Source organism: Aureicoccus marinus, from assembly GCF_002954325.1.
GTDB classification, from domain to species: domain Bacteria; phylum Bacteroidota; class Bacteroidia; order Flavobacteriales; family Flavobacteriaceae; genus Aureicoccus; species Aureicoccus marinus.
In genome coordinates this window covers 999,416-1,020,268 of record NZ_MQVX01000001.1, presented here as the reverse complement: position 1 = coordinate 1,020,268, position 20,853 = coordinate 999,416, and the positions used below count along the sequence as shown (strand labels likewise).

The following is a 20,853-nucleotide window of genomic DNA, read 5'->3' as shown; positions in this document are numbered from 1 at the left end:
ATCATGAATAAACTGGATATTCTCGTATTTGGAGCTCATCCCGATGATGCTGAACTTGGAGCGGGTGGTACGATTGCTAAAGAAACCCAAGCAGGGAAGAAGGTCGGGGTCATCGATTTAACCTGTGGTGAACTCGGAACTAGAGGAACCCCTGAACTCCGGGACCAAGAGGCGCAGAGAGCAGCAGAACTATTAGGTCTGGAAATCCGTGAAAACCTGGGCATGGCAGACGGGTTTTTTGAAGTAAACCGTGAGAATCAACTTTTGCTAATTCAAAAAGTACGTCAATACCAACCCGATATCGTCTTGTGTAATGCGGTGGATGACCGTCATATTGACCACGGTAAAGGCAGCCGTCTGCAAAGTGAGGCTTGTTTTTTAAGTGGATTGCGTAAGATAGAAACCCTGGATCCGAAAACAGGAGAATTACAGGACCCCTGGCGTCCACAATGGGTGTATCACTACATCCAATGGAAGAACCTGGAACCGGATTTTGCTGTTGATATCTCTGGCTTTATGGAAACTAAGATAGAAGCGATCAAGGCCTATTCCTCCCAGTTTTTTGACCCGGACAGCACGGAGCCTGAGACGCCAATCAGCAGCCGAAATTTCTTTGAAAGTGTGCGGTATAGAGCACAAGACCTGGGTCGTCTTGTCGGAGTGGAATATGCAGAAGGTTTTACGACAGAACGCCTTCCTGCGGTTGATCGCTTGGGGAACTTGCGCTAGAGGGTTCTGCAGACATTTCTGTGGTCTCTTTTCGGAACTTACGGACCTCCTTTTTGAGAAGGGTAAAGTAGAATCGACTTCCTTTTTTCAACTCGCTTTCGACCCACAAGTCACCGTTGTTTCTCTGCACCAATTCTCGGCAGAGTGCCAGACCAAGACCTGTTCCTTTTTCATTGTTTGTTCCGTAGGTCGTTCGGTTGGTTTCTTTCATGAAGAGGGTACTCAAGGTTTCCTCATCCATTCCAATTCCTGTATCCTTTACACACAATTGCCAGTAACCTTTAAGGTCCTCTGCATGAAAACTAATAAGGCCGTGGTTAGGGGTAAACTTTAGGGCATTACTCAACAGGTTACGGACAATCAAATCAACATGGTGGGTATCGGCCCAGACTTTGGTATCGTCAGTTACCTCATTGATTACCTTAATGTTTTTCTTCTCTGCTGCATCGGCAAGCAGTCGAATTTGGTCCTCAATTTTACGGGCAACGGTAACTGTAGAGGATTTGGTAATGGTGCTGTCCATCTGTGCTTGTCCCCAACTGAGAAGGTTGTTCAGAGTGAAAGATATATGATCGACATCTCCCTTTAGCTTTGGAATAAAGGCGATAAATTCATGCTTGGCGATTTCTCCAGAATCCAACAGATTCAGCATACCCTGTAGTGCACCTATCGGGCTACGAAGATCGTGACCAATAATTGAAAACAAGCGATCCCGAGCACGACTGATTTCTCGTAGTTCATTCTCTCTGTTTCTCAGGTTCTGTGTTTTAACCTTGAGTTCTTCAAAAAGACTCGTCAACTTTTTGTGGTTTTTGATCATGAAATAAATAGAAACCAAGAGAACTATAACCACTAGAAAAACCGCACGAGCCAGCCTTGCCTTTTGTTCGTTGTCTCTTTCTGAATAGAGTTTTAGATTCTTGGCATTCACCCGAAAAGCTGTTTCGGTCTGATACAGCTCCTGCATATTCTTGAGCTGAATCTTCGAAAGGCTATCTGAAAGCAGTTTGTTCCATTCCAAATGTTCAAAGGCGAGGTCATATTCCCCTCTGGCTTGGTGAATTTTGTAGAGGGTTTCGGTGGTGGTCTTTTGCCCATCAAAGTCATTGATTTGCTGCGCAATCCCCAAGGCTTTTTGCCCGTATTGTAGAGCTTGATCAAAACCTTTTAACCCATAATAGGTTTTGGCCAGACCTTGGTAGAGTTCAATTTCGGAACGGGGATCGTCCAGATCAGCATGGAGTTGACGGCATTTGTCGTACCAGTGTAAGGACCAGTGGTAATTTCCTTTTTCTTCATAGACTTCACCCTTTACGCTATAAGCGTAAGCCAACCAATCAGTAATACCTTCTTCCTTGAAAATGGCTATACTTTTATCGATAGTCTCTAGGGCTCTTTCGCTCTGTCCGATTTTTGAATAGACTGAGGCCAAGTTACTCCAGGTTTCTGCCTGAAAGACAGGATATCCAATAACGGTGTTGATGGAATCAATGATCTTATATTGAGCTAAAGCAATAGGGTAGTCTTCCTGTTCGATATAGAGTTGCGCCACTGCTTCGTGCAGAATAGACAACATATCATTATTGTCCTCTTCTTCTGCTAAGGTGATTGCTTCTAAGAAAGTCTTTAAGGAGCGATCCAACTGTCCCTGGTAGGCGTATTCGTGCCCCAGGTTGCTCATGATGGAAAGTTGAGTGTCCTTTTCCTCAATTTTTTTGGAGATCGCAAGGGACCTATTGAAGTACTTGATGGCAAGGGCTTGTTTTCCAAGGTCGGAATAATAGTTCGCCAATTCCATGGTGGCTTCCATTTCGCCTTTCGCGTAACCAATGCGCTTGGATTGTTTCAGAGCTTCCTCGGCGAAGTACCCCAGACTATCCCTTTTTTTGTATCGGAAGGTTCTGGCCAATTGATTTAGGAGATTGATATAGGAACTGTCGATCTCCATCGTATTCTTTTCTAAACGGTAGGTGGCTTGGTGATAAGCTGCCAAGAGACTATCCCTTTCTTGGTCTTGTGCGCCCAGGGATAAGGGTAGTGCAATTCCAATGAAGAAAAGGAACACATGTCCAAAAAAGATTGATTTGTTGTTGAAAATGGCCATACTACTCTGAAGGAACTAAAATAGAAAGGCCATTAGGGGCTACCCAATCTTTGTTGTGAAGGAGGATTTCCAGGGGGTAAAGCCCTGTTTTTTGTGTATTTAATCGAAGAAAAACTTCCTTTTGTCGGACTTTTAAGCAGTTAAAGGGGCTTTGATGACCACTGTAACCAGCTCATCTTCCTGTCTGTGAAAGAACAGCTCTCCTTGGTTGTATTGCGCCAACCAATACGATACTGAAAGACCAATCCCCGTTCCCAAAGTACCCTCATTACTTGGAGTCCGGTAAAGCGTTGTCAAATCCACCGCCTTGTTAAATTCATCTTGAGAAAAGGTGCTGTTTTTGTTTGAGAAATGAAGTTCAAAGGCTCCTTCTTTTTCATGCCCCTTAATAAAAACTTTACCTTTTTCTGGAATAAAACGAACAGCATTGCATAGCAGATTCTGAAGAACCTGATCAAATTGAAGAGGATCAAATTGAAGTGTTGACTTGGGGTCAATCTCCACTTCAATGTCTAACTCTTTTTGTTCTCCAAAAAACAAGAGTTTTTCTTCGGCCTTTTTGTAGGCATCGAGCACATTAATTGGAGCAGGATTGACGGAGCAGCGTTTTTTTTGTGCCTGCGTCCAATAATGGAAATTGGTTAACACATAACCGCTGTGATCCAGATTGACTTTCACGCTTGGAACAATATCTTGCAGGGCTTCGAGGCCTTTGGATTCAGAAAGCTCCGCCACTTCACTCAGGGTGTTCATGGGTACGGTTAAATCCTGGCTGATGAATTTGAAAACTTGGTCTTTAAGTGAATTCAATTCTTCTAATTGGTGTTTGGTTTCTTCTTCTCTTTTCATTCGCGAGCGGGTAAAGAAAAGAACAACCAATACCACAATAATTGCAATGATGGCCAATCCGTTCATTAACTGCTGCTGATACTTCTTTTCTGATTCGCTTTCTGCTTGAATCTCTGTTTTTCTTTCGGATTCCTTAAGTGTGAGGTTGGCCTTGATAAGTCTTTGCTGTGCTTGTTCATTACGCTGTTCACTCAACTCCTGGTAAAAAAAAGCGCTATCCATTTGTTGCTGCAGGCTAAATAATTTTGCCATCTGGGCGGATGATAGGGTCAATTCCATTTTCAGGTTCTTTTCTTTAAAGATAGAATGGGCTTTCCGAGTGGTGTAAAAAGCACTATCGATTTGACTTTTAGCAATAAATATTTTGCCTAGACCCAAATAGGTTAACCCAATACGGTCGGGTCGACCATTCATGTAATCAATAAGCTTCAGGTTTTTTCGGTAGTATTTTTGAGCTTTATCAATAGAATCCTGTTCCATTAAACTTTCGGCCAGAGTGGAGTGAACAAAAGATACCCATAGTTCGTCTTTTTCATTCAGAAAGTAGAATAGAGCTTCCTTGGAATAGAGTTTAGCATCTTCGAGTTTTCCCAACTTCCAATTGGTATAGGCCAAGTTCGCAATAATACAGTGCTCCGTGTAGGCATAGGGAAATATACCATCATTACCGGGCTGACTTCTGTGCGTCTTTATGGCCTTATCCAAATATATGTTTGCGTATTCGTGGTTTTCGAGCAGGGTGAAAATCACCCCAATATTCATTTGATAATGAGAGAGGTAAGTGGAGTTTTCAGGAGCCTGTGATTTATCAATACCACTTTGGAAGTAATTGTATGCCATCTCGTAGTCTTGATCTCGAAAGGCCACCGCAGCCTGGTTGTTAATGGCATAAAAAACAAGGTCCATTCGGCCAGCTTCATAGGCTAATTCTTCCGCTTCCTTACTATGTTTTAAAGCTTCTTCATACGATTGACTGCCATTCATCGAGGCCACACGTCCTTTTTCTATGAGCACGGCCGCCCTTCCGGCCTTATAATTGAGTAGGTGACTTAAGGAATCCGCTCTTGCGATGGATCGTTTGGTCAGGGTGCTGTCCGAAGCGATACCATACTTTGCTATTTGAATTAATAGATTTACCTCGGTTGTATCGGCTTGGTAGTTTTTTCGATCTTTTAGAAGTTTATATTCATGTACTAGAGAATCCAGAATGGTTCTTTGGGCAAAAAGTGCGGAAGTTGAAAGAAGGGTCAATAACAATAAAAAGGATCCTGTTCTTGTACGCATAATTAGTTGTTGAAGATTAGGTTAACGCGAGTTCCCTGTTCTGTGTTTTCTATTTGAATACCTCCCTTATTGAGGTGCATCAGTTTTTGGCAAATATTCAATCCGAGACCCAAGCCTGTTTCGCCTGAGGTGCCTTTACGGGAATTTAATTTGCCCTTTTCGTGAAATTGTTCAAGTTGTTCCTCACTAAATCCTACGCCCTCATCTTCAATGGAGAGTCTTTTTACACTCTCAGATTCTGACCATTTTAATCGAATCGCATGATTTTCTGAACTGAATTTAATCGCATTGATCAAAAGGTTGTTTAGAATGATTTCGAGGTGTATGGGATCAGCGATGAGCATTCCCCTGGGATCGGAGGTAAAGGATATACTCAAATTCTTCTTAGCAGCAATTTCATAAACAGCGGCAATACAGTGGGGAATCAGATCCTCTATCATGATAAGCTCTTTGTTCGGTTTGGCATTTTGCACCTGCTCACGTGCCCAATGCATCATATTGTTTAGCTTCTCCTTACTGAAGAATACACGACGTTGGAGACTGCCCAGTTGATTATAAAGAGAATCCTGTTCTTTATGAGGTTCTTGATACAACATGATCAATTCTTGCATGGTCGACAAGGGGGACCGCAAGTCATGTCCCAAGATGGTAAACAATTGATCCTTTTCTTGGTTGATTCGATCCAATTCGAACACCTCTTTCTTGTACTGTCGGTATCCTCGAAAGAAGAAAATACTCAACCCCAATCCTGCTACACAAACGGCCAACCAGAACCAGGCCAATACTTTTTTACTTTTGGCTTCTTCTATCGCCCGACCTTCCGCACGCGCCAAACGGGTCTTTTCGTTCTCTTTGCTTTGCAACATCGCAATCTGTTTACTCATGATTGATTTCTGCAAATTCATATAGCGGTTCTGGTATTTTTCAAAATACAGTTGAGCACTGTCCTTTTGCCCTGTTTTGCTGTAAAGGAGAGCAATTAGTTTGTGGAGTTCGTCTGAAGTATTAGGCAGGCCCTGTCCTTGATCGATAGCCAAGGCCTTTTGAGCAAACTCCAGACTGCTTACGTTTTTATTTTGCCTGTATGCACTTTCCGCCAAGCCAGCGTAAGTGCCCACTCGATTGGGCTCATTGAGGGAATCGGTAATTGATAAAGCCTTATAATAGGCTTCATCCGCTAGTTTTGGCTTTTCTTTGAGTAAATAAAGATCACCCATTTGATTCCAGTAGTTACTGTGTTCTCGGGCAAATCCTGTGTGGTTTTCTATCAAATATCGCGCTTGTTCTAGATAGGAGAAAGCACTGTCGGTTTGGTTTTGTAAAAGGTAAAGCTCCGCTATTTTCAGTTTGTGAGAAAGGGTGAAATTCTTCGAAGACATTTTCTCAACGGAAGGCTCTGCATCTTTGTAATGAATCAATGCCTCTTTGTAATTATTATTATTCAGAAAGAGCAACCCAAGATTGACATGAAAGGCGTACATGTGTCGATGGCTTTTCATGCTTTCAGCCAATTTCAAGCCCCTGTAATAATTTAAAAAAGCCGAATCCACCTGCTGCAACTCCCGGTAAGCTATGCCTTTTGTGTTTCTGGCTCCAAGGACCATATTGCTAAAATCAAGAATTTCAGCCTTTTGCTCAGAAATTTTTGCAAGCTTAATCGCCTCCCGTTGATTGCCATCAAGAAGCTTGGTCAGGGCCAGGGCGTAGTATCCGCGGGCAATTCCCTTTTGGTAATTGATTTTTTCGGAAAGGGTGATGGTTCTAATCGCTAAATTCCGGGCCGAATCTCTATTCTCTCGTCCTAAGCCAAAAGAGATTTCGTAAAGGGTATTGATGTAGGTTGTATCCGTCTCGCTAAATTCTGGAGCTTTTTGAATTCGGGTGAGTTTAGCCGCTAAACTGTCTGGATCCATACGCTGCCCGATAAGACTGGAGGGGAGGAACAATAAAAAATATAGGCTCGTGTAAAACCAATGCGTTTTTTTCATTCGGTTAGGATGACTCAGACTAGAAAATTAAATATTTTTTCAAAAGGAAGTTCAGAGATTTCGGTAGAATCATCTGATAAAGAAGTTTGCCGTAAACTGAAAAAAAAAGTAACTTTGCCATCCCATTTTAAATGGTGGTTGTAGCTCAGTTGGTTAGAGCGCTGGATTGTGGTTCCAGAGGTCGTCGGTTCGAACCCGATCTTCCACCCAACAAAAAAGCCCTCCTGATATGGAAGGGCTTTTTTGCGGTAAAACGAACTTATGGAGTCGTTGCTTTGTCTACTACAAGACGATTCGCACGGTTGGCAATTTCCCATGCGGTATAAAAAACCAATTGTGCTCTGTTGGTTAAAAGATCGTAATTGATTTTGTCCGGTGTGTCCGAAGGACGGTGGTAATCGGCATGCGTTCCGTTGAAGTAAAAAATAATCGGAATATTATTCTTTGCAAAGTTGTAGTGATCGCTGCGGTAGTAAAAACGGTTTGGATCATTCTCGTCGTTGTAGGTGTAATCCAATTCAATATTCGTGTACTTGCTATTAATTTCTTCCGATAATTCGTGCAATTCTGTGCTGAGCTTATCGGAGCCAATCAAATAGATATAGTTGCGATCTCCATCGCGTTTCGGGTCAATACGACCGACCATATCAATGTTTAGATTCGCTACGGTATTGGCCAGAGGGAAGACCGGTTCTTGGTCCGTGTAATAACGAGATCCCAATAGACCTTTCTCCTCACCCGTGACATGCAAGAATACAACACTTCTTTTTGGTCCATTGCCGTCTTTTACCGCTTGCTGAAAGGCTTCTGCTATTTCAAGAAGGGCTACTGTTCCGGAACCGTCGTCATCTGCGCCATTGTTCACCTCTCCTTGGCTCACTCCAATGTGGTCCAGGTGGGAAGAAATAACCAGGAATTCATCGGGTTTTTCGGATCCCTTGATGAAGGCAACGACATTTTCGGTGTCGACTTCTCCGTTGTTGCTGGTCAACATCGCTTTCCAAGACAGGGCAACGGATTGGCCCGTATTGTCTTTATCCATGGCAGAATGAAATGCCTTTCCGGCTTCCGAATTCAAAACCAACAAAGAAGCACTTTCGGTATTGCTTTTTAAGCGCATACTCCCACTGTTGTTACGCGCCATACGACGGTAATATTGCTGGTAACGTCCAAAGTTTTTGTCGTCAACCAAAAGCAGGGCTTTAGCGCCTAGTTCGGTAGCCAATTCGAGACGCTTACTAATTCCTTCGGAAAGATTGCTCCATTTCGATGGCTCTTGCGTTCCAGAAAATAAAAAGGATCCAGATTCATTCATAGGTTCACCCGATTTAGCCAAAACAACTTTCCCAGCGACGTCCATGTTGCCGTAACTGTTGTAATCGCCTTCTTTGATCCCATAACCAACATAAACGACTTCTTTGAAATCTCCGCTCAGTGGTGACATGGTTACAAATTGTTTTCCTTGAGTTAAGGTGGTTGTTCCCAGTTCCATAGTACCCGTTGGGACTTTTCTGAATTCCAATGGAACCTTTTGAATATAGGAACCTTATTTCCGGGGGCAATGCTTAAGCTCTTATATTCATTTGTAAGATACTCCACGGCTTTCTTCTGACCGGGTTGTCCGGTTTCTCGACCTTCAAACTCGTCCGAGGCGTAGATGTACAAGTGCTCCTTGAGCTCCTCTTCCGTAATCGTCTTAGCGTAGTCTATCGGTCCAACTTCTTTGGCCTGAACTGGGGTGGGGGCATCCGAATTGGTTTTGGATGCGTTACAAGCTGTAAACAGAAGGGCTACAGCGAAATATTTTATTCTCATGTGATATAAAAATGATAATTACCAAAGTTAACCAAAAATACATTCCCGGCATTTCTAGAAATCGGCCGAATACTTACATTCGTAGGAAGGTAAATTCAAGACTTATGAATTGGGAATGGCAAGGGGTGATGCCCGCTTTGACGACAAAGTTCGATCAGCAGGATTGGCTGGATCTGGAGCTTTTTTCGGTCAACGTTCAAGCACAGTTGGAAGCCGGAGTTTCTGGTATAATTCTGGGAGGAACCCTGGGAGAGGCGAGTACCTTGACGAGTAAAGAGAAAGAACGTTTACTATCGCATAGTTTAGAATTGGTCAATGGCCGGGTTCCGGTTATTCTCAATATAGCAGAAGGTTCTACAAAGGAGGCGGTGCAGGTTGCTGAAAAAGCGGAGGAATTAGGAGCCCAGGGCTTAATGGTTCTTCCACCCATGCGCTATGTGCCGACAAAAAACGAGGTCGTGCAGTACTTTCAGGATATCGCCAGAAGTACCCGTCTTCCCATCATGATTTACAACAACCCGGTGGACTACAAAGTGGAAGTGGGCTTGTCTCAGTTGGATGAACTACTCAAAGAACCAAACATTCAAGCCATAAAAGAGTCCACTCGAGATATATCCAATGTAACCCGTTATGCGGCAGCCTTTGGAGATCGACTTCGGGTGTTAACGGGAGTAGATACCCTAGCCTTAGAAAGCCTAATGATGGGCGCTCATGGCTGGGTGGCCGGTTTGGTCTGTGCTTTCCCAAGAGAAACGGTCGCTATTTTTGCATTAGCCAAAGCAGGACGCCATGAGGAAGCTCGAGCGATCTATCGTTGGTTCTTACCCTTATTGGAATTAGATATCAATCCTCAGTTGGTTCAAAATATAAAATTGGCGGAGTCTCTTGTTGGCCTGGGGTCTGAGGAAGTGAGGAAGCCTCGTGTTCCGCTTCAGGGCGCCGAAAGGGAGCGGGTGCTGGCCATTATTAAAGAAGGGCTAGCCAACCGCCCTGAACTACCAGAATACCACAGTCTATTAGCATGAGCAATATAAAGGGAATTCAACAGATCGGGTTCAAACAGAGTCAAGAAGGCACGACTTATTTCCACACCTACAATCCTGTTGAAGGAAGTCAAACAGCCTACCGAATAGCAGAGGCCAATGAAAAAGAAATAGAGGAGGCTGTTCAACTTGCTTCAAAAGCCAGTGCAGAATTCGCAAACATGGGTTCAGCGAAGCGTGCGCAATTTTTGGAAACCATCGCGGATGAAATGCAAGTCGTAACTGATCAAATAGTTCAGGTATATTGCGAAGAGTCCGGTTTACCAGAAGGCAGAGCAAATGGAGAGCTCAATCGCACCCTTGGTCAATTGAGAAAATACGCCGCACAAGCCAGGAGTGGACGGATAGGTATACCACGAATTGATACGGCGGATGTAAATCGGCAGCCCCAGGCCAAACCTGATCTTAGGAAAGTCGGTGTGCCACTAGGACCTGTTGTCGTTTTTGGTGCTTCTAATTTTCCATTGGCTTATTCCACAGCTGGAGGAGATACTGCTTCTGCCTTTGCGGCGGGTTGCCCAGTTATCGTTAAAGGCCACCCTTTGCATGCGGCAACAGGAGAGACCGTGGCTTCGGCAATCGATCGTGCTGCACAAAAAACAGGGATGCCCGATGGGGTGTTTTCTCATTTACAAGGTCAGGGTCATGATTTGGGGCAAAAGCTCACTCAACATGAGCAGGTAAAGGCGGTTGGATTTACTGGAAGTCACGCCGGAGGAAGAGCTCTCATGGAAATGGCGAGTAAAAGAGCCGAGCCTATTCCGGTTTTTGCTGAAATGGGGAGTATCAATCCCGTCGTCTTTTTGCCTTCCGCTCTGCACAATAGAGGCCAATACTGGGCAGAACAGTACGCTGCTTCTATAACGCTAGGGGTGGGGCAATTCTGTACAAATCCCGGTTTGATGTTGGCTGTTAAAGGAGAGGAATTGGATGGGTTTAAAAAATCACTGCTTCAAAACCTCAGTGCCACTTCTACCGCCTGTATGATTCACCCTAAGCTTGCAGAGAACTATAACAAGAACAGACAATTTCTTTCGGATGTTCCCGGCGTAGAGGTGCTTTTGTATTCGGTAGAAGGAGAAACACCTGTTCAATTGAATTGTATACAAGGGGAAGACTTCTTACGCCAACGGAGTGCACAGACGGAAGTATTTGGCCCGAGCAGTTTGTTGGTGGAATGCCAAAGTCAAGAAGAATTACTCTCTGTTATTGATCACTTAGAAGGACAGCTCACAGGGAGTATAATTTACGAGTCCAAAGACGAAAGCGATTTGGCCCTGGTACAAGAACATCTGGGTAGAAGAGTAGGACGTCTTATTCATAACGGAGTGCCTACTGGTGTAGAGGTTTGTGACGCCATGCATCATGGGGGTCCTTATCCGGCCAGTACTGATGCTCGATTTGGAGCGGTCGGTGGGGATGCGGTTGATCGTTGGTTAAGACCCTTGTCTTATCAAAACTGCCCGAATGATCTTCTGCCAGCAGCTCTACAAAATGAGAATCCGCTAAATTTATTGCGCTTAGTGGACGGTGAGTATACCCACAACGCCATTCCTCCAAATGCTTGATTATGTCTTCAGGAGTTTTTCGATGTATTGATGCGCACACCTGTGGAAACCCCGTCAGAGTAGTCACTCATGGTGGCCCTGAATTGGAAGGAGCCAATATGAGTGAAAAAAGGCAACACTTTCTAAAAGAGTACGATTGGATCAGAAAAGGGCTCATGTTTGAGCCTCGAGGCCATGATATGATGAGTGGCAGTATTCTCTATCCTCCTGCAGATCCTCAAAATGATATTGGTATTCTTTTTATTGAAACGAGTGGTTGTTTACCCATGTGCGGTCATGGAACCATAGGGACGGTGACCGTCGCTGTTCAAGAAGGACTAGTCCGACCGAAGACTCCGGGCATACTTCGTTTAGAAACCCCTGCTGGTCTGGTCATAGCCAAATATGGGACGAAGGGGCATCGTGTGGATTGGGTGCGCATTACCAATGTTCCCAGTTATTTAGCGGCCGAAAGTCTTGACTTTCATTTTGAACCCCTGGGACCTTTAAAAATAGATGTAGCCTATGGTGGCAACTATTATGCAATCGTCGATATTCAAAAACACTTTTCCGGGATACAAGATTTTAAAGCAGAAGAGCTTATCGGAATGGCTCGTGTTTTAAGAACTCAACTACAGGCTGATTTCAATAGTCAATTCATTCATCCGGAGAACAGCAGTATTGCCGGCATCTCCCACATCCTTTGGGGAGGTTTACCCCAGCATGAGGGTTCTTCGGCCAGCAATGCCGTCTTTTATGGAGATAAGGCCATAGACCGTTCTCCTTGTGGAACCGGAACTTCGGCCCGCATGGCTCAGCGAGCGGCCAAAGGACTGTTGAATTTGGGGGAATCTTTTCTTCATGAAAGTTATATTGGATCGGTTTTCGAAGGTAATTTTGAGGAACGGTCTCAGGTTGGACCCTACGAAGCTATAATCCCAAAGATTAAAGGATGGGCTCGGGTGTATGGTCAGAATAGTATAAGCATTGATCCGGAGGACGATCCCTACGCTCACGGATTTCAGGTTATATAGTAAGCCAATGAGTAAAAAAGTTATCGTTGTTGGATCAGGGATAGTCGGTGCAAGTTGCGCCTATTACCTGTATAAAGAAGGGCATGAAGTGGTTTTATTAGAAAAGGACCAACAGGCTTCCGGTGCTTCTTATGTCAATGCTGGCTATATTACCCCCAGTCATATCATTCCTTTAGCAGCGCCTGGAATGATCCGGATGGGATTAAAATACATGTTTGATTCTAGCGGTCCCTTCTATATGAAACCCCGTTTGGATGGTGATTTTTTGCGATGGGCGAGGGCTTTCCAAAAATCCTGTACTGATGAAAATGTCAAAAAATCCATCCCCCTTATCAAGGATTTGAACCTTCAGAGTCGCCAACTCTATGATGATTTGCTTTCGTCTGGAGATTTGGGGGACTTCCATTGGGAGGACCGGGGTCTTCTAATGGTCTACAAGACAGAGAAGGCGGCCGAGTCTGAGGGGAAGGTAGCCGCAGAGGCGAAAGCCCTGGGGTTGGAAGTTGAGCAATTGGACGCCTTGGCTTTGGCAAAGCTCGAACCTGTTTTTACTGAAGAAGTTAAGGGAGCCTGGCACTATCACTGCGATCGCCACAGTACCCCAACGGATATTCTTCCTCGTTTACTCAAATACTTGAGACAGCACATCAGTTTTCAGAAGATGAAAGAGGTGAGCAGCTTGAAGAATACGGCTGCAGGGGTGGAAGTTATTTATGGGGATGAAAGGCTAAGAGCAGATCGACTGGTCGTGGCTGCCGGTGTCTGGTCCGCGAATTTGGTTAAAAGCCTCGGACAAGACTTATTGCTGGAAGCGGGAAAGGGATACCGAATTGACGTACACAGAGACGTGCCTATACGCAGGCCTGCGATATCTCTGGAACACAAAATCGCCGTCACTCCCATGAAAGGATTTACCCGTTTTGCAGGGACCATGGAATTTTCAGGGATCAATAAGGTTGTCAGAAAGGAACGGGTTCACGCCATTGCCAAGGCGGCAAAATCTCTTTATAATTCATTGGAGTTTAGTTCGGAGGATTTGGCGGAAGCCGCAACAGGGATGCGACCGGTAAGCCCCGACGGCTTGCCTTATATCGGTCCACTTCCGACATTTCCACGGGTGTTTTTGGCCACGGGACACGCTATGATGGGTTGGAGTTTGGGCCCCATTACAGGCCGGATTATTGCTGATTTAATCTCTGAGAAACCTCCCGTACTTTATTCACCTCATTTGCGTGTTGGTCGAAAATTTTAAGAATTTCGATGAGTTGGCCTGCTAATTGCTTTTATCTTCCCGAGAATCAAGGTATTTTTAAACTATGGGAAGATTTCTTCTATTTCTAACGGCGTTCTTTAGCTCGTATATTACGGGTTATGCACAGGATATTACGGTCCTGAGGCTGGAAGATTTTGATTTAAATGGAAAGGTAAAATCCTGCACCGTCATCAACAGTTATGGCAAAGAGGTCTTTGAATTTGATGAAAACGGAAGACTAAAGAGTACCAAGACCCAGTATTCCGACACGGATACCCATTGGGTCAATTATGCTTACGAAGGGAATTATCTCAAAGAAAAGCGCAGTGAACACTACTCCAATGGCACCTTAAACAAGGAACAGTCGATTGTGAATATTTACCAAATCGACACCCTAAAAAGCAGTATAAAAATTACAGAGAAAGTCGTCTCGTACAACAAGGAGTTCCTAGAGCAAATAGTGTATACCTTGAATTTGAAGGGCGAAACCCTTTCTATTCAAAAACTACACGCAGACGCGGTAGACGAAATCAAGGTATCTCATACGACAACCTCTTCTGGTGAGATCACGGAATATGTTTTGAATGGATCGCTCCAAAAATGGATCCGCAAAAGAATGGTTCCCGGAGAAGGAAAGACCAAAATCAAGGAGGTCCTGACACGTGAATACTTCAATGAGGAACCTTATTTAGCCACAGAAGAGCGATACAGTCCGGCAGGTATGCTCCTGTCTAAGGAACAATTCCTTTACGACGATACGGTTAACAAATACCTCACAGAAGAACGTCATGACTACGCTTACACAGAGAACCATATTCTCAAAGGAGAAAAGATTACCTCTCAGAATACAGTGACTGAAAAGCAGTATGTTTTTCAGTATGATAACAGCAGTACGGCGAACTGGATCAGGAAGATTATACTTCCCGATAACAGCTACACCAGCCGTGTTATTGAGTACTATACAGAAGAAGTTAAAGAGACAAAAAAAGGACGCTAGATGTCTGAAAAAGAATTGGGTGCGCAAGCCAGCGATGTAGTAGAATACAAGCAAAAAATTTTAGGTATTTGCAATGAGACAACCAAGGGAACCCTCATGGAAACCTTGAACATTGAATACGTAGATGTTGGGCAGAATTTTTTAATCGCGCGGATGCCGGTTGGTCCTGCAGTTTACCAACCTGATGGAGTTTTACATGGAGGAGCTACGGCAGCCTTGGCCGAGAGCGTAGGAAGCGCCGCTTGCTACGTCTTTTTAAATGCACAGGAAAATATCATCCGTGGTATAGAAATTTCGGCCAATCATGTTAAGGGTGTCCGAGAAGGATACGTTTATGCCCGGGCGGAATTGCTTCATAAAGGAAGAACGACCCAACTCTGGAATATTCGGGTCACTAATGAATCGGATGCCTTGGTGTCGCTGTGTAAATTGACGACAATTACACTGCCAAAAAATGCCTGAAAAACTTCAGCAGTTAACCTCCTTTTTTGGCCAATGGAAACAGCAAAAAGCTTTTGCTTTGTTTCGACTTCCAGGTTCAAAAGAAATTCACCTCTGGAGTGGTCCAACGCTAGACAGGGATTGCGAATCAGAAGCTTTTTTTGAATGGGTTCCCTTTCATGATGACACGCCATCCTTCCGTATTGATGCTGAGTTACAGGATTATTGGGGGGTTGAAGAATTTAGGCAGCTGTGTGAACCCATTACCCAAGGGTTTACCCTACATATTGAAGAGAAGGTTGAGGAAGAGGGCAAAGAAGAATACCTAAAAGGACTGCAGCGTTGTTTACATGAGCTCAATACGGGTGTCCTAGAAAAGGTAGTCTTTTCGAGACGTGTCAGCCTAAAGGCGAAGGCTCATCCGCTTGAGTTGTTCATGAAAGCTCTGTCCAAATACGAAACAGCGTTTTGTTATTGGTTCCATCACCCCAAGGCCGGTTGTTGGTTGGGAGCCAGTCCAGAAATTCTGGTCAAGTCCAAAGGAGAAGCATTAGAAACCTTTTCTCTGGCTGGAACGCAAAAAGCGAATGGAGGAGAAGCACCTGTATGGACGGCAAAAGAAAAACGCGAACAGGGATTAGTCACTCAATATATTCAACAATTACTTCAAGGCAAGGTTGATGATTTGAAGTTAGAAGGACCTTTTGATGCTAGAGCAGGTCAATTGTGGCACCTCAAGACGGTAGTCCGTGCCAAAACAAGACTCAAGGCCGTTGATATCGCTCGAAGTTTGCACCCTAGCCCTGCAGTTTGTGGCCTTCCAAAAGACAAGGCGAAGGCTTTTCTCAAAGAAGTTGAAGGCTATGACAGGGCGTATTATACCGGTTATCTGGGACCGGTTAAAACGGTCAGCGCCGATCTCTTCGTTAACCTGCGTTGTTTGGAGTGGAAACCAGACGAAGTCCGTATTTATGTTGGGGGTGGCATAACCTCAGAATCAATGCCTGAAAAGGAGTGGGAAGAGACCTGCCATAAAATGAATACTATGCTGGAACTCTTCCGGGATTAAGGAGGGAGTTCTGGGCGCGGCGCCGTATTTTTGTAATGTGAAGGTTTCGAGTATTCCAGTGGCACAACAACTCCTATCGGCCTGTCTTCAAAAAGGCATCAAGGAGGTCGTTATTTCTCCGGGATCGAGAAGTGCTCCTCTGGCGCTTAGTTTTGGCTCGAATCCCGATATCCGCACCTTTACCATCATCGACGAACGTAGTGCAGCTTTTTTTGCTTTAGGAAGGGCCTTGGAAAGTCAAAATCCGGTTGCCCTTATATGCACTTCAGGAACGGCGCTGCTGAACTACTATCCTGCCATTTGTGAAGCCTTTTACAGTGAAGTCCCCTTATTGGTTCTTTCCGCCGATCGTCCGGCTTACTTAATCGATCGAGGAGACGGGCAAACCATACGACAAGATCAGGTGTTGGCACAGCATTGTGTGCATTCCAAAACCCTTCATCAGAACGTCGAGCATGCGATAAAGAAACTCGCTTCTTTTGCTCCGCACTACCTCGATATGGACCCCGAACAGGTTCATCAAAAGAATGCGGACGCTATAGAAATGGCCATAGGGTCTTGGAAGGAGAGAAAGGGGCCTGTACACCTCAATATTCCTCTGGAGGAACCCTTGTATAGCCAAGTGAGTATTTCGGATGCTGAATTGATAAGTGCTTTTCAACCCCGTCTTGCAGAAGTGAATTCCTCGGAAGAGCTTAAGGTCAGTACTGAGAAAATTGAGTTGTGGGAAAAAGCGACTTCCAAGTTGATTCTGGTAGGGCAAATGAACTGTGCTCCTCAAAACACTCCGGCTTGGCTTAACCGTTTAATCGATGACCCCTCGGTGATCGTCTTAACCGAGACCACTTCGAACCTGAATCATCCGGATTCGATTGATAGTATAGACAGCGTGATCGCCCCCGTTGAAAAAACACAAGAAGCCGCGGCTATTTTTCAGGACTTAAGACCCGAAGTTCTGGTTACCCTGGGCGGGCATATCGTTTCAAAGAAGATTAAAAAATTTCTTCGGGATTACGGCCCGGTAGAGCATTGGCATATTGGAGACAGCCGCCCCTTGGATACTTTTTTCTGCTTGCAAGGACATTGGCGAATTAGTCCAGAAGACTTTGTGGAACAGGTATACCAAAAAGGCCTCAATGCAACCGTTGCTTTTCCGGACTCTAACTATATCGGACTTTGGAATAGCCTGAAGAAGAACTACGAAATCAACCGCGAACGCTATATCGAGCAAATTCCCTATTCGGACTTTGTGGTCTTTTCTTCTCTTTTTAAAGCTATTCCGGAGGGCTATGACTTGCATCTTGCCAACAGTAGCGCTATTCGCTACGCCCAATTATTTCCGCATAAATACTCTTGGAAGACTTATTGTAATCGGGGAGCTAGCGGTATAGATGGCAGCACTTCTACCGCTGTGGGCGTCTCTTATGGTTCTCCCAATCCCGGAGTCTTGGTTACAGGAGATCTCAGTTTCTTTTACGATTGCAATGCCTTTTGGAATAATTATGCGAACGAGAACTTAAAGGTCATCCTGATTAATAATGATGGTGGTGGGATATTTAGAATTTTACCAGGAAAAGAAGAAACCCCTGTTTTTGAAAAGCATTTTGAAACCCCACATGGTCGAACGGCGAAATTGCTCTGTGAACAATACGAATTGGACTACAAAGCAGCGAAAACGACCAATGAACTGTCTGAGGGCTTGAAAAGTTTATTCGAAAAACCGAGTCAAGCGGCTCTGCTGGAGGTATTTACACCCCGGAAACTCAATGACAAAGTTTTGCTGGAGTATTTCGAGTTTCTTAATTTAGAGTTAAAATTCAATAAAACACTATCCCATTATGAGTAAAAGAGATGAACTAATCGAAAAGTATGCCGCTGACATCAAGGAGAAATTCGGAGAGTCTCCGGACATGGATTTCTTGACGAAGGTGACCATCGGATTAGGTCCTGCCATTTACAACATGGACGCTTCTAAAGTATCGGGTTCCGATGACAAGGAACTGGCTACCGTGAAAAACAACTTTTTGATGAAGAAACTCGGTCTTGCGGATGGCCCTGAATTATTGGAAGCCATTAACACAGTGATTGACAGATACGGAAGGTCTGAAAAGAATAAACACAGAGCAGTTATTTATTATATGCTCGCCAGGCATTTTAACAAAGAAGGCGTGTACAATAAGTAAATTGCTTCAAGAAAGAAGAAGGCCGCTCTTTCCGAGCGGTTTTTTTTATTCCAGAAAAGGAGTACTATGATAGAATTAGGGAATTATAACACCCTGGAGATTGTTCGGAAGAGTTCGGTTGGGTATTTTTTGTCCGATGAAGAGGGGACAGAAGTTCTACTCCCGACTAAGTATACCGATTCTTCGTCGGAAGTAGGGGAGGAGGTATCTGTTTTTTGCTATTTAGATCATGAAGAAAGGCCTATTGCAACCCATCTGAAACCCTTGGTCAAACGCAATGACTTTGCTTGCCTGGAGGTAGCCGCTTTGACTGAAGTTGGCGCATTTCTTGACTGGGGGCTGGAAAAACAGCTTTTATTGCCTTTTCGAGAGCAATTAAGGCCTTTGGAAGTAGGGGAATCTGTACTCGTTCACTGCTATCTAGATCCAAAGAGCTTTCGATTGCTGGCAACGATGAGACTCAAGTCATTTTTTACAGTACCTGAACCGGCTCTGCCTGTTGGAGAGCTGGTTCAGCTTTTGGTTGCACGAAGGACGGAATTGGGTTGGGAAGTGATTGTAAATCAAGCTCATGCCGGGCTTGTTTTTCACTCGGATGTCTTTGAAGATTTGGCTCCTGGCCTTGAATTAGATGGCTTTGTTCATCAACAACGCGCCGACGGTAAATTGGATATTCGATTGAGGCAACAGGGCATTGATGGATTGCAGCAACAAGCAGAAGAAATCAAGGAACGCTTGCTCAAAGCCGATGGCTTTTTACCCTTAAACGACAAATCCAGTGCCGAAGAAATCAAAAACTGCTTGGGCATGAGTAAGAAATCTTTTAAGCGTGCTACCGGCATCCTTTATAAGAAAAGGGATATCCAATTTGTCGATGGAGGCATTCGATTGATTAGCAATTGATTAAACTTCTTTTCTGAAAGCGGTAAATTCACTACATTTACTTGCCCCAAAGTGAACGGATTTCCCATATTCCGTGATGAACTAAAATTGAATTGACATGCCTTTTATTGAAGAGAACGACTTGCTCGATTTGCACAAGGATATCGAAAAGGCCCAGATCATCAATGAACGCCTTTTAGATCAGATAAAATTTAAGAATAAGGACCTCAAGAAATTGAAAATACAGCGTTATTTACTCATTGGAGTAATGGCGATATTTTTGATTGGAGCCTTGGGCATGGTCGCTTATTTCACAGGAATGAATGCGCACAACGAATTGTATGAAGAGCGCATATCTTCCAGTCAGGACAGCCTAGAAAAAGCACGAAAACGTCTGGAATTCCTCAAGGACCAGAACGAAGAACTGAGTTTAGTTAAGGATTTTTACCTGGCTAAAAAGTTCCTCAACAAAGAAAAGGTCTACTCGGTACAAGTGAAGTCTTTGGTAGACAGTAATATTCCCTTAGCTCCCAATGCGCTTACAAATACGCATTTGGTTAAGACCAATCCTTATTACGCTTATTCTATAGGAACATTTGAGACCTTGGAAGAGGCGCAGAACTTCAGGTTGCACTTAGTGGATATTGGCTTTAAAGACGCTTTTGTCGCTTCTTACAAAGACGGAAAGCGTCTGCAAATCGAAAGGCCTGACTAGTTGAGTAAACTCGTAATTTGGGTTCGAACGGCCCGCTTGAGAACCTCCCTCTTTCTGTTTCCGGTATTTTATTCGGCGCTGGGTTAGTCGCAGATTCTACCGCTTTTCCTTGGTTACTCTTTGTGCTATGCCTCTTTATTACCATCGGTTTTCAGGTTACCTCGAATTTCGCGAACGATTATGGGGATGGGGTAAAAGGAACCGATGATGAGACTCGGGTAGGTCCCGCTAGGGCCATACAAACCGGTGCGCTCAAACCCAAAGAATTGCTACGTGGTATTTATTGGAGCAGTGGAATTAGCATCACCTTGGTGCTTATTTTACTTTGGAAGGCCTTTGCAGTTGATCAATTGCCCCTTATCGTTATGTTTTTTGCCTTGGCGTTGATCAGTGTTGGAGGAGCCCTTAAATATACGATGGGTAAGAACCCCTACGGTTATAAAGGATTAGGAGATATTTCTGTACTCTTGTTTTTTGGACTGCTCGCCGTTTGGGGAACACGTTATGTACTCACTCAATCCTGGAACACTATAGAAATACTTCCCGCCTTTGGAATAGGTTTGCTATGCACCGCTGTTTTAAACTTGAATAACCTTCGGGACCACCAGTCTGATAAAGCACACGATAAAAACACTCTTGTGGTGCAAAATGGATTTGAATGGGGAAGAAAATACCATTATAGTCTATTAGTCGGTTCTCTGATTTGTTTCGTAAGCTACTTATTTATCACTGGAGCAGAACCGTTAATCTACCTGATGCTCTCTCCTTATTTGATCCTGAGTTTACACCTTCGACGGGTTGCTTCCGTAGCGGATCCCGCCAGATTAGACCCGGAATTAAAAGTTGTTGCCCTATCGACCTTTTTTCTGTCTCTCAGCTTTTTTCTGCTCAAAGCATTATTTTCTTAATTTAGGAGTTTAT

The 20,853-nt window shown here is 44.2% G+C and carries 18 protein-coding genes and 1 tRNA gene; 14 read left to right on the top strand and 5 right to left on the bottom strand.

Annotated features, from left to right (window positions below):
* Nucleotides 1–3 precede the first annotated feature (3 nt).
* Entirely contained in the window at nucleotides 4–729 is a 726-nt protein-coding gene (bshB1, locus tag BST99_RS04770) for a bacillithiol biosynthesis deacetylase BshB1 (protein WP_105000782.1), read from the top strand.
* Here the strand turns inward: bshB1 and BST99_RS04765 are convergent.
* From BST99_RS04765 to BST99_RS04755, 3 genes are all read right to left on the bottom strand, one after another.
* Entirely contained in the window at nucleotides 680–2,833 is a 2,154-nt protein-coding gene (locus tag BST99_RS04765; RefSeq protein ID WP_105000781.1) for a tetratricopeptide repeat-containing sensor histidine kinase, read from the bottom strand. The two genes, bshB1 and BST99_RS04765, sit on opposite strands and share 50 nt — an antisense overlap.
* A 132-nt stretch (nucleotides 2,834–2,965) precedes the next feature.
* The gene (locus tag BST99_RS04760; RefSeq protein ID WP_105000780.1) at nucleotides 2,966–4,966 is read right to left on the bottom strand and encodes an ATP-binding protein; all 2,001 of its coding nucleotides are present in this window, start codon (nucleotides 4,964–4,966) and stop codon (nucleotides 2,966–2,968) included.
* Nucleotides 4,967–4,968: 2 nt separating this feature from the next.
* A complete protein-coding gene (locus tag BST99_RS04755) occupies nucleotides 4,969–6,954 on the bottom strand; it encodes a tetratricopeptide repeat-containing sensor histidine kinase (protein WP_105000779.1) in 1,986 nt (661 codons plus the stop codon).
* A gap of 133 nt (nucleotides 6,955–7,087) precedes the next feature.
* Here BST99_RS04755 and BST99_RS04750 point away from each other — a divergent pair.
* Nucleotides 7,088–7,163: transfer RNA gene (locus tag BST99_RS04750), tRNA-His, on the top strand.
* Between the two features lie 50 nt (nucleotides 7,164–7,213).
* Here BST99_RS04750 and BST99_RS04745 read toward each other — a convergent pair.
* Both BST99_RS04745 and BST99_RS14900 read right to left on the bottom strand, forming a co-directional pair.
* Nucleotides 7,214–8,446, bottom strand: coding sequence for a M28 family peptidase (locus BST99_RS04745; protein WP_317046113.1), 1,233 nt, complete (start codon nucleotides 8,444–8,446; stop codon nucleotides 7,214–7,216).
* Nucleotides 8,422–8,769, bottom strand: coding sequence for a hypothetical protein (locus BST99_RS14900; protein ID WP_317046112.1), 348 nt, complete (start codon nucleotides 8,767–8,769; stop codon nucleotides 8,422–8,424). The genes BST99_RS04745 and BST99_RS14900 overlap by 25 nt, the downstream gene beginning before the upstream one ends.
* 104 nt (nucleotides 8,770–8,873) lie before the next feature.
* Between BST99_RS14900 and BST99_RS04740 the strand changes: the two genes are divergently transcribed.
* The 12 genes from BST99_RS04740 to menA all read left to right on the top strand — a co-directional run bounded on the left by BST99_RS04740 (nucleotide 8,874) and on the right by menA (nucleotide 20,840).
* Nucleotides 8,874–9,794, top strand: a complete 921-nt coding sequence (locus BST99_RS04740) for a dihydrodipicolinate synthase family protein (RefSeq protein ID WP_105000778.1) — start codon at nucleotides 8,874–8,876, stop codon at nucleotides 9,792–9,794.
* Entirely contained in the window at nucleotides 9,791–11,380 is a 1,590-nt protein-coding gene (locus BST99_RS04735; protein WP_105000777.1) for an aldehyde dehydrogenase (NADP(+)), read from the top strand. Before BST99_RS04740 ends, BST99_RS04735 begins: the two co-directional genes overlap by 4 nt.
* Nucleotides 11,381–11,382: 2 nt before the next feature.
* Nucleotides 11,383–12,393 carry a 4-hydroxyproline epimerase gene (locus tag BST99_RS04730; protein ID WP_105000776.1) on the top strand — a complete coding sequence of 337 codons (1,011 nt, stop codon included), beginning with the start codon at nucleotides 11,383–11,385 and terminating at the stop codon, nucleotides 12,391–12,393.
* Between the two features lie 7 nt (nucleotides 12,394–12,400).
* Complete coding sequence (locus tag BST99_RS04725; RefSeq protein ID WP_105000775.1) at nucleotides 12,401–13,645, top strand: NAD(P)/FAD-dependent oxidoreductase; 1,245 nt, start codon at nucleotides 12,401–12,403, stop codon at nucleotides 13,643–13,645.
* A 64-nt stretch (nucleotides 13,646–13,709) separates the two neighbouring features.
* Nucleotides 13,710–14,642 carry a hypothetical protein gene (locus tag BST99_RS04720; RefSeq protein ID WP_105000774.1) on the top strand — a complete coding sequence of 311 codons (933 nt, stop codon included), beginning with the start codon at nucleotides 13,710–13,712 and terminating at the stop codon, nucleotides 14,640–14,642.
* Nucleotides 14,643–15,104: a PaaI family thioesterase gene (locus tag BST99_RS04715; protein ID WP_105000773.1), complete on the top strand. Its 462-nt coding sequence runs from the start codon at nucleotides 14,643–14,645 to the stop codon at nucleotides 15,102–15,104.
* The gene (locus BST99_RS04710; protein WP_105000772.1) at nucleotides 15,097–16,152 is read left to right on the top strand and encodes a chorismate-binding protein; all 1,056 of its coding nucleotides are present in this window, start codon (nucleotides 15,097–15,099) and stop codon (nucleotides 16,150–16,152) included. Before BST99_RS04715 ends, BST99_RS04710 begins: the two co-directional genes overlap by 8 nt.
* Before the next feature lie 58 nt (nucleotides 16,153–16,210).
* A complete protein-coding gene (menD, locus tag BST99_RS04705) occupies nucleotides 16,211–17,998 on the top strand; it encodes a 2-succinyl-5-enolpyruvyl-6-hydroxy-3-cyclohexene-1-carboxylic-acid synthase (protein ID WP_245916182.1) in 1,788 nt (595 codons plus the stop codon).
* The gene (locus BST99_RS04700) at nucleotides 17,991–18,335 is read left to right on the top strand and encodes a DUF2853 family protein (protein ID WP_105000770.1); all 345 of its coding nucleotides are present in this window, start codon (nucleotides 17,991–17,993) and stop codon (nucleotides 18,333–18,335) included. The genes menD and BST99_RS04700 overlap by 8 nt, the downstream gene beginning before the upstream one ends.
* A gap of 66 nt (nucleotides 18,336–18,401) precedes the next feature.
* Nucleotides 18,402–19,238, top strand: a complete 837-nt coding sequence (locus BST99_RS04695; RefSeq protein WP_105000769.1) for a CvfB family protein — start codon at nucleotides 18,402–18,404, stop codon at nucleotides 19,236–19,238.
* 97 nt (nucleotides 19,239–19,335) lie between these two features.
* Nucleotides 19,336–19,932: a sporulation protein gene (locus tag BST99_RS04690; protein ID WP_105000768.1), complete on the top strand. Its 597-nt coding sequence runs from the start codon at nucleotides 19,336–19,338 to the stop codon at nucleotides 19,930–19,932.
* A gap of 17 nt (nucleotides 19,933–19,949) precedes the next feature.
* Entirely contained in the window at nucleotides 19,950–20,840 is an 891-nt protein-coding gene (menA, locus tag BST99_RS04685; protein ID WP_245916181.1) for a 1,4-dihydroxy-2-naphthoate octaprenyltransferase, read from the top strand.
* Nucleotides 20,841–20,853 lie beyond the last annotated feature (13 nt).

Bases quoted from the DNA above. Each gene is read 5' to 3' on its own strand.
- BST99_RS04735 (WP_105000777.1), top strand. From the start codon at position 9,791: ATGAGCAATATAAAGGGAATTCAACAGATCGGGTTCAAACAGAGTCAA.
- BST99_RS04715 (WP_105000773.1), top strand. From the start codon at position 14,643: ATGTCTGAAAAAGAATTGGGTGCGCAAGCCAGCGATGTAGTAGAATAC.
- BST99_RS04755 (WP_105000779.1), bottom strand. From the start codon at position 6,954: ATGAAAAAAACGCATTGGTTTTACACGAGCCTATATTTTTTATTGTTC.
- BST99_RS04725 (WP_105000775.1), top strand. From the start codon at position 12,401: ATGAGTAAAAAAGTTATCGTTGTTGGATCAGGGATAGTCGGTGCAAGT.
- BST99_RS04700 (WP_105000770.1), top strand. From the start codon at position 17,991: ATGAGTAAAAGAGATGAACTAATCGAAAAGTATGCCGCTGACATCAAG.
- BST99_RS04720 (WP_105000774.1), top strand. From the start codon at position 13,710: ATGGGAAGATTTCTTCTATTTCTAACGGCGTTCTTTAGCTCGTATATT.
- BST99_RS04695 (WP_105000769.1), top strand. From the start codon at position 18,402: ATGATAGAATTAGGGAATTATAACACCCTGGAGATTGTTCGGAAGAGT.
- BST99_RS04740 (WP_105000778.1), top strand. From the start codon at position 8,874: ATGAATTGGGAATGGCAAGGGGTGATGCCCGCTTTGACGACAAAGTTC.
- BST99_RS04690 (WP_105000768.1), top strand. From the start codon at position 19,336: ATGCCTTTTATTGAAGAGAACGACTTGCTCGATTTGCACAAGGATATC.
- BST99_RS04745 (WP_317046113.1), bottom strand. From the start codon at position 8,446: ATGGAACTGGGAACAACCACCTTAACTCAAGGAAAACAATTTGTAACC.
- BST99_RS04760 (WP_105000780.1), bottom strand. From the start codon at position 4,966: ATGCGTACAAGAACAGGATCCTTTTTATTGTTATTGACCCTTCTTTCA.
- BST99_RS04710 (WP_105000772.1), top strand. From the start codon at position 15,097: ATGCCTGAAAAACTTCAGCAGTTAACCTCCTTTTTTGGCCAATGGAAA.
- bshB1 (WP_105000782.1), top strand. From the start codon at position 4: ATGAATAAACTGGATATTCTCGTATTTGGAGCTCATCCCGATGATGCT.
- BST99_RS04765 (WP_105000781.1), bottom strand. From the start codon at position 2,833: ATGGCCATTTTCAACAACAAATCAATCTTTTTTGGACATGTGTTCCTT.
- BST99_RS14900 (WP_317046112.1), bottom strand. From the start codon at position 8,769: ATGAGAATAAAATATTTCGCTGTAGCCCTTCTGTTTACAGCTTGTAAC.
- BST99_RS04730 (WP_105000776.1), top strand. From the start codon at position 11,383: ATGTCTTCAGGAGTTTTTCGATGTATTGATGCGCACACCTGTGGAAAC.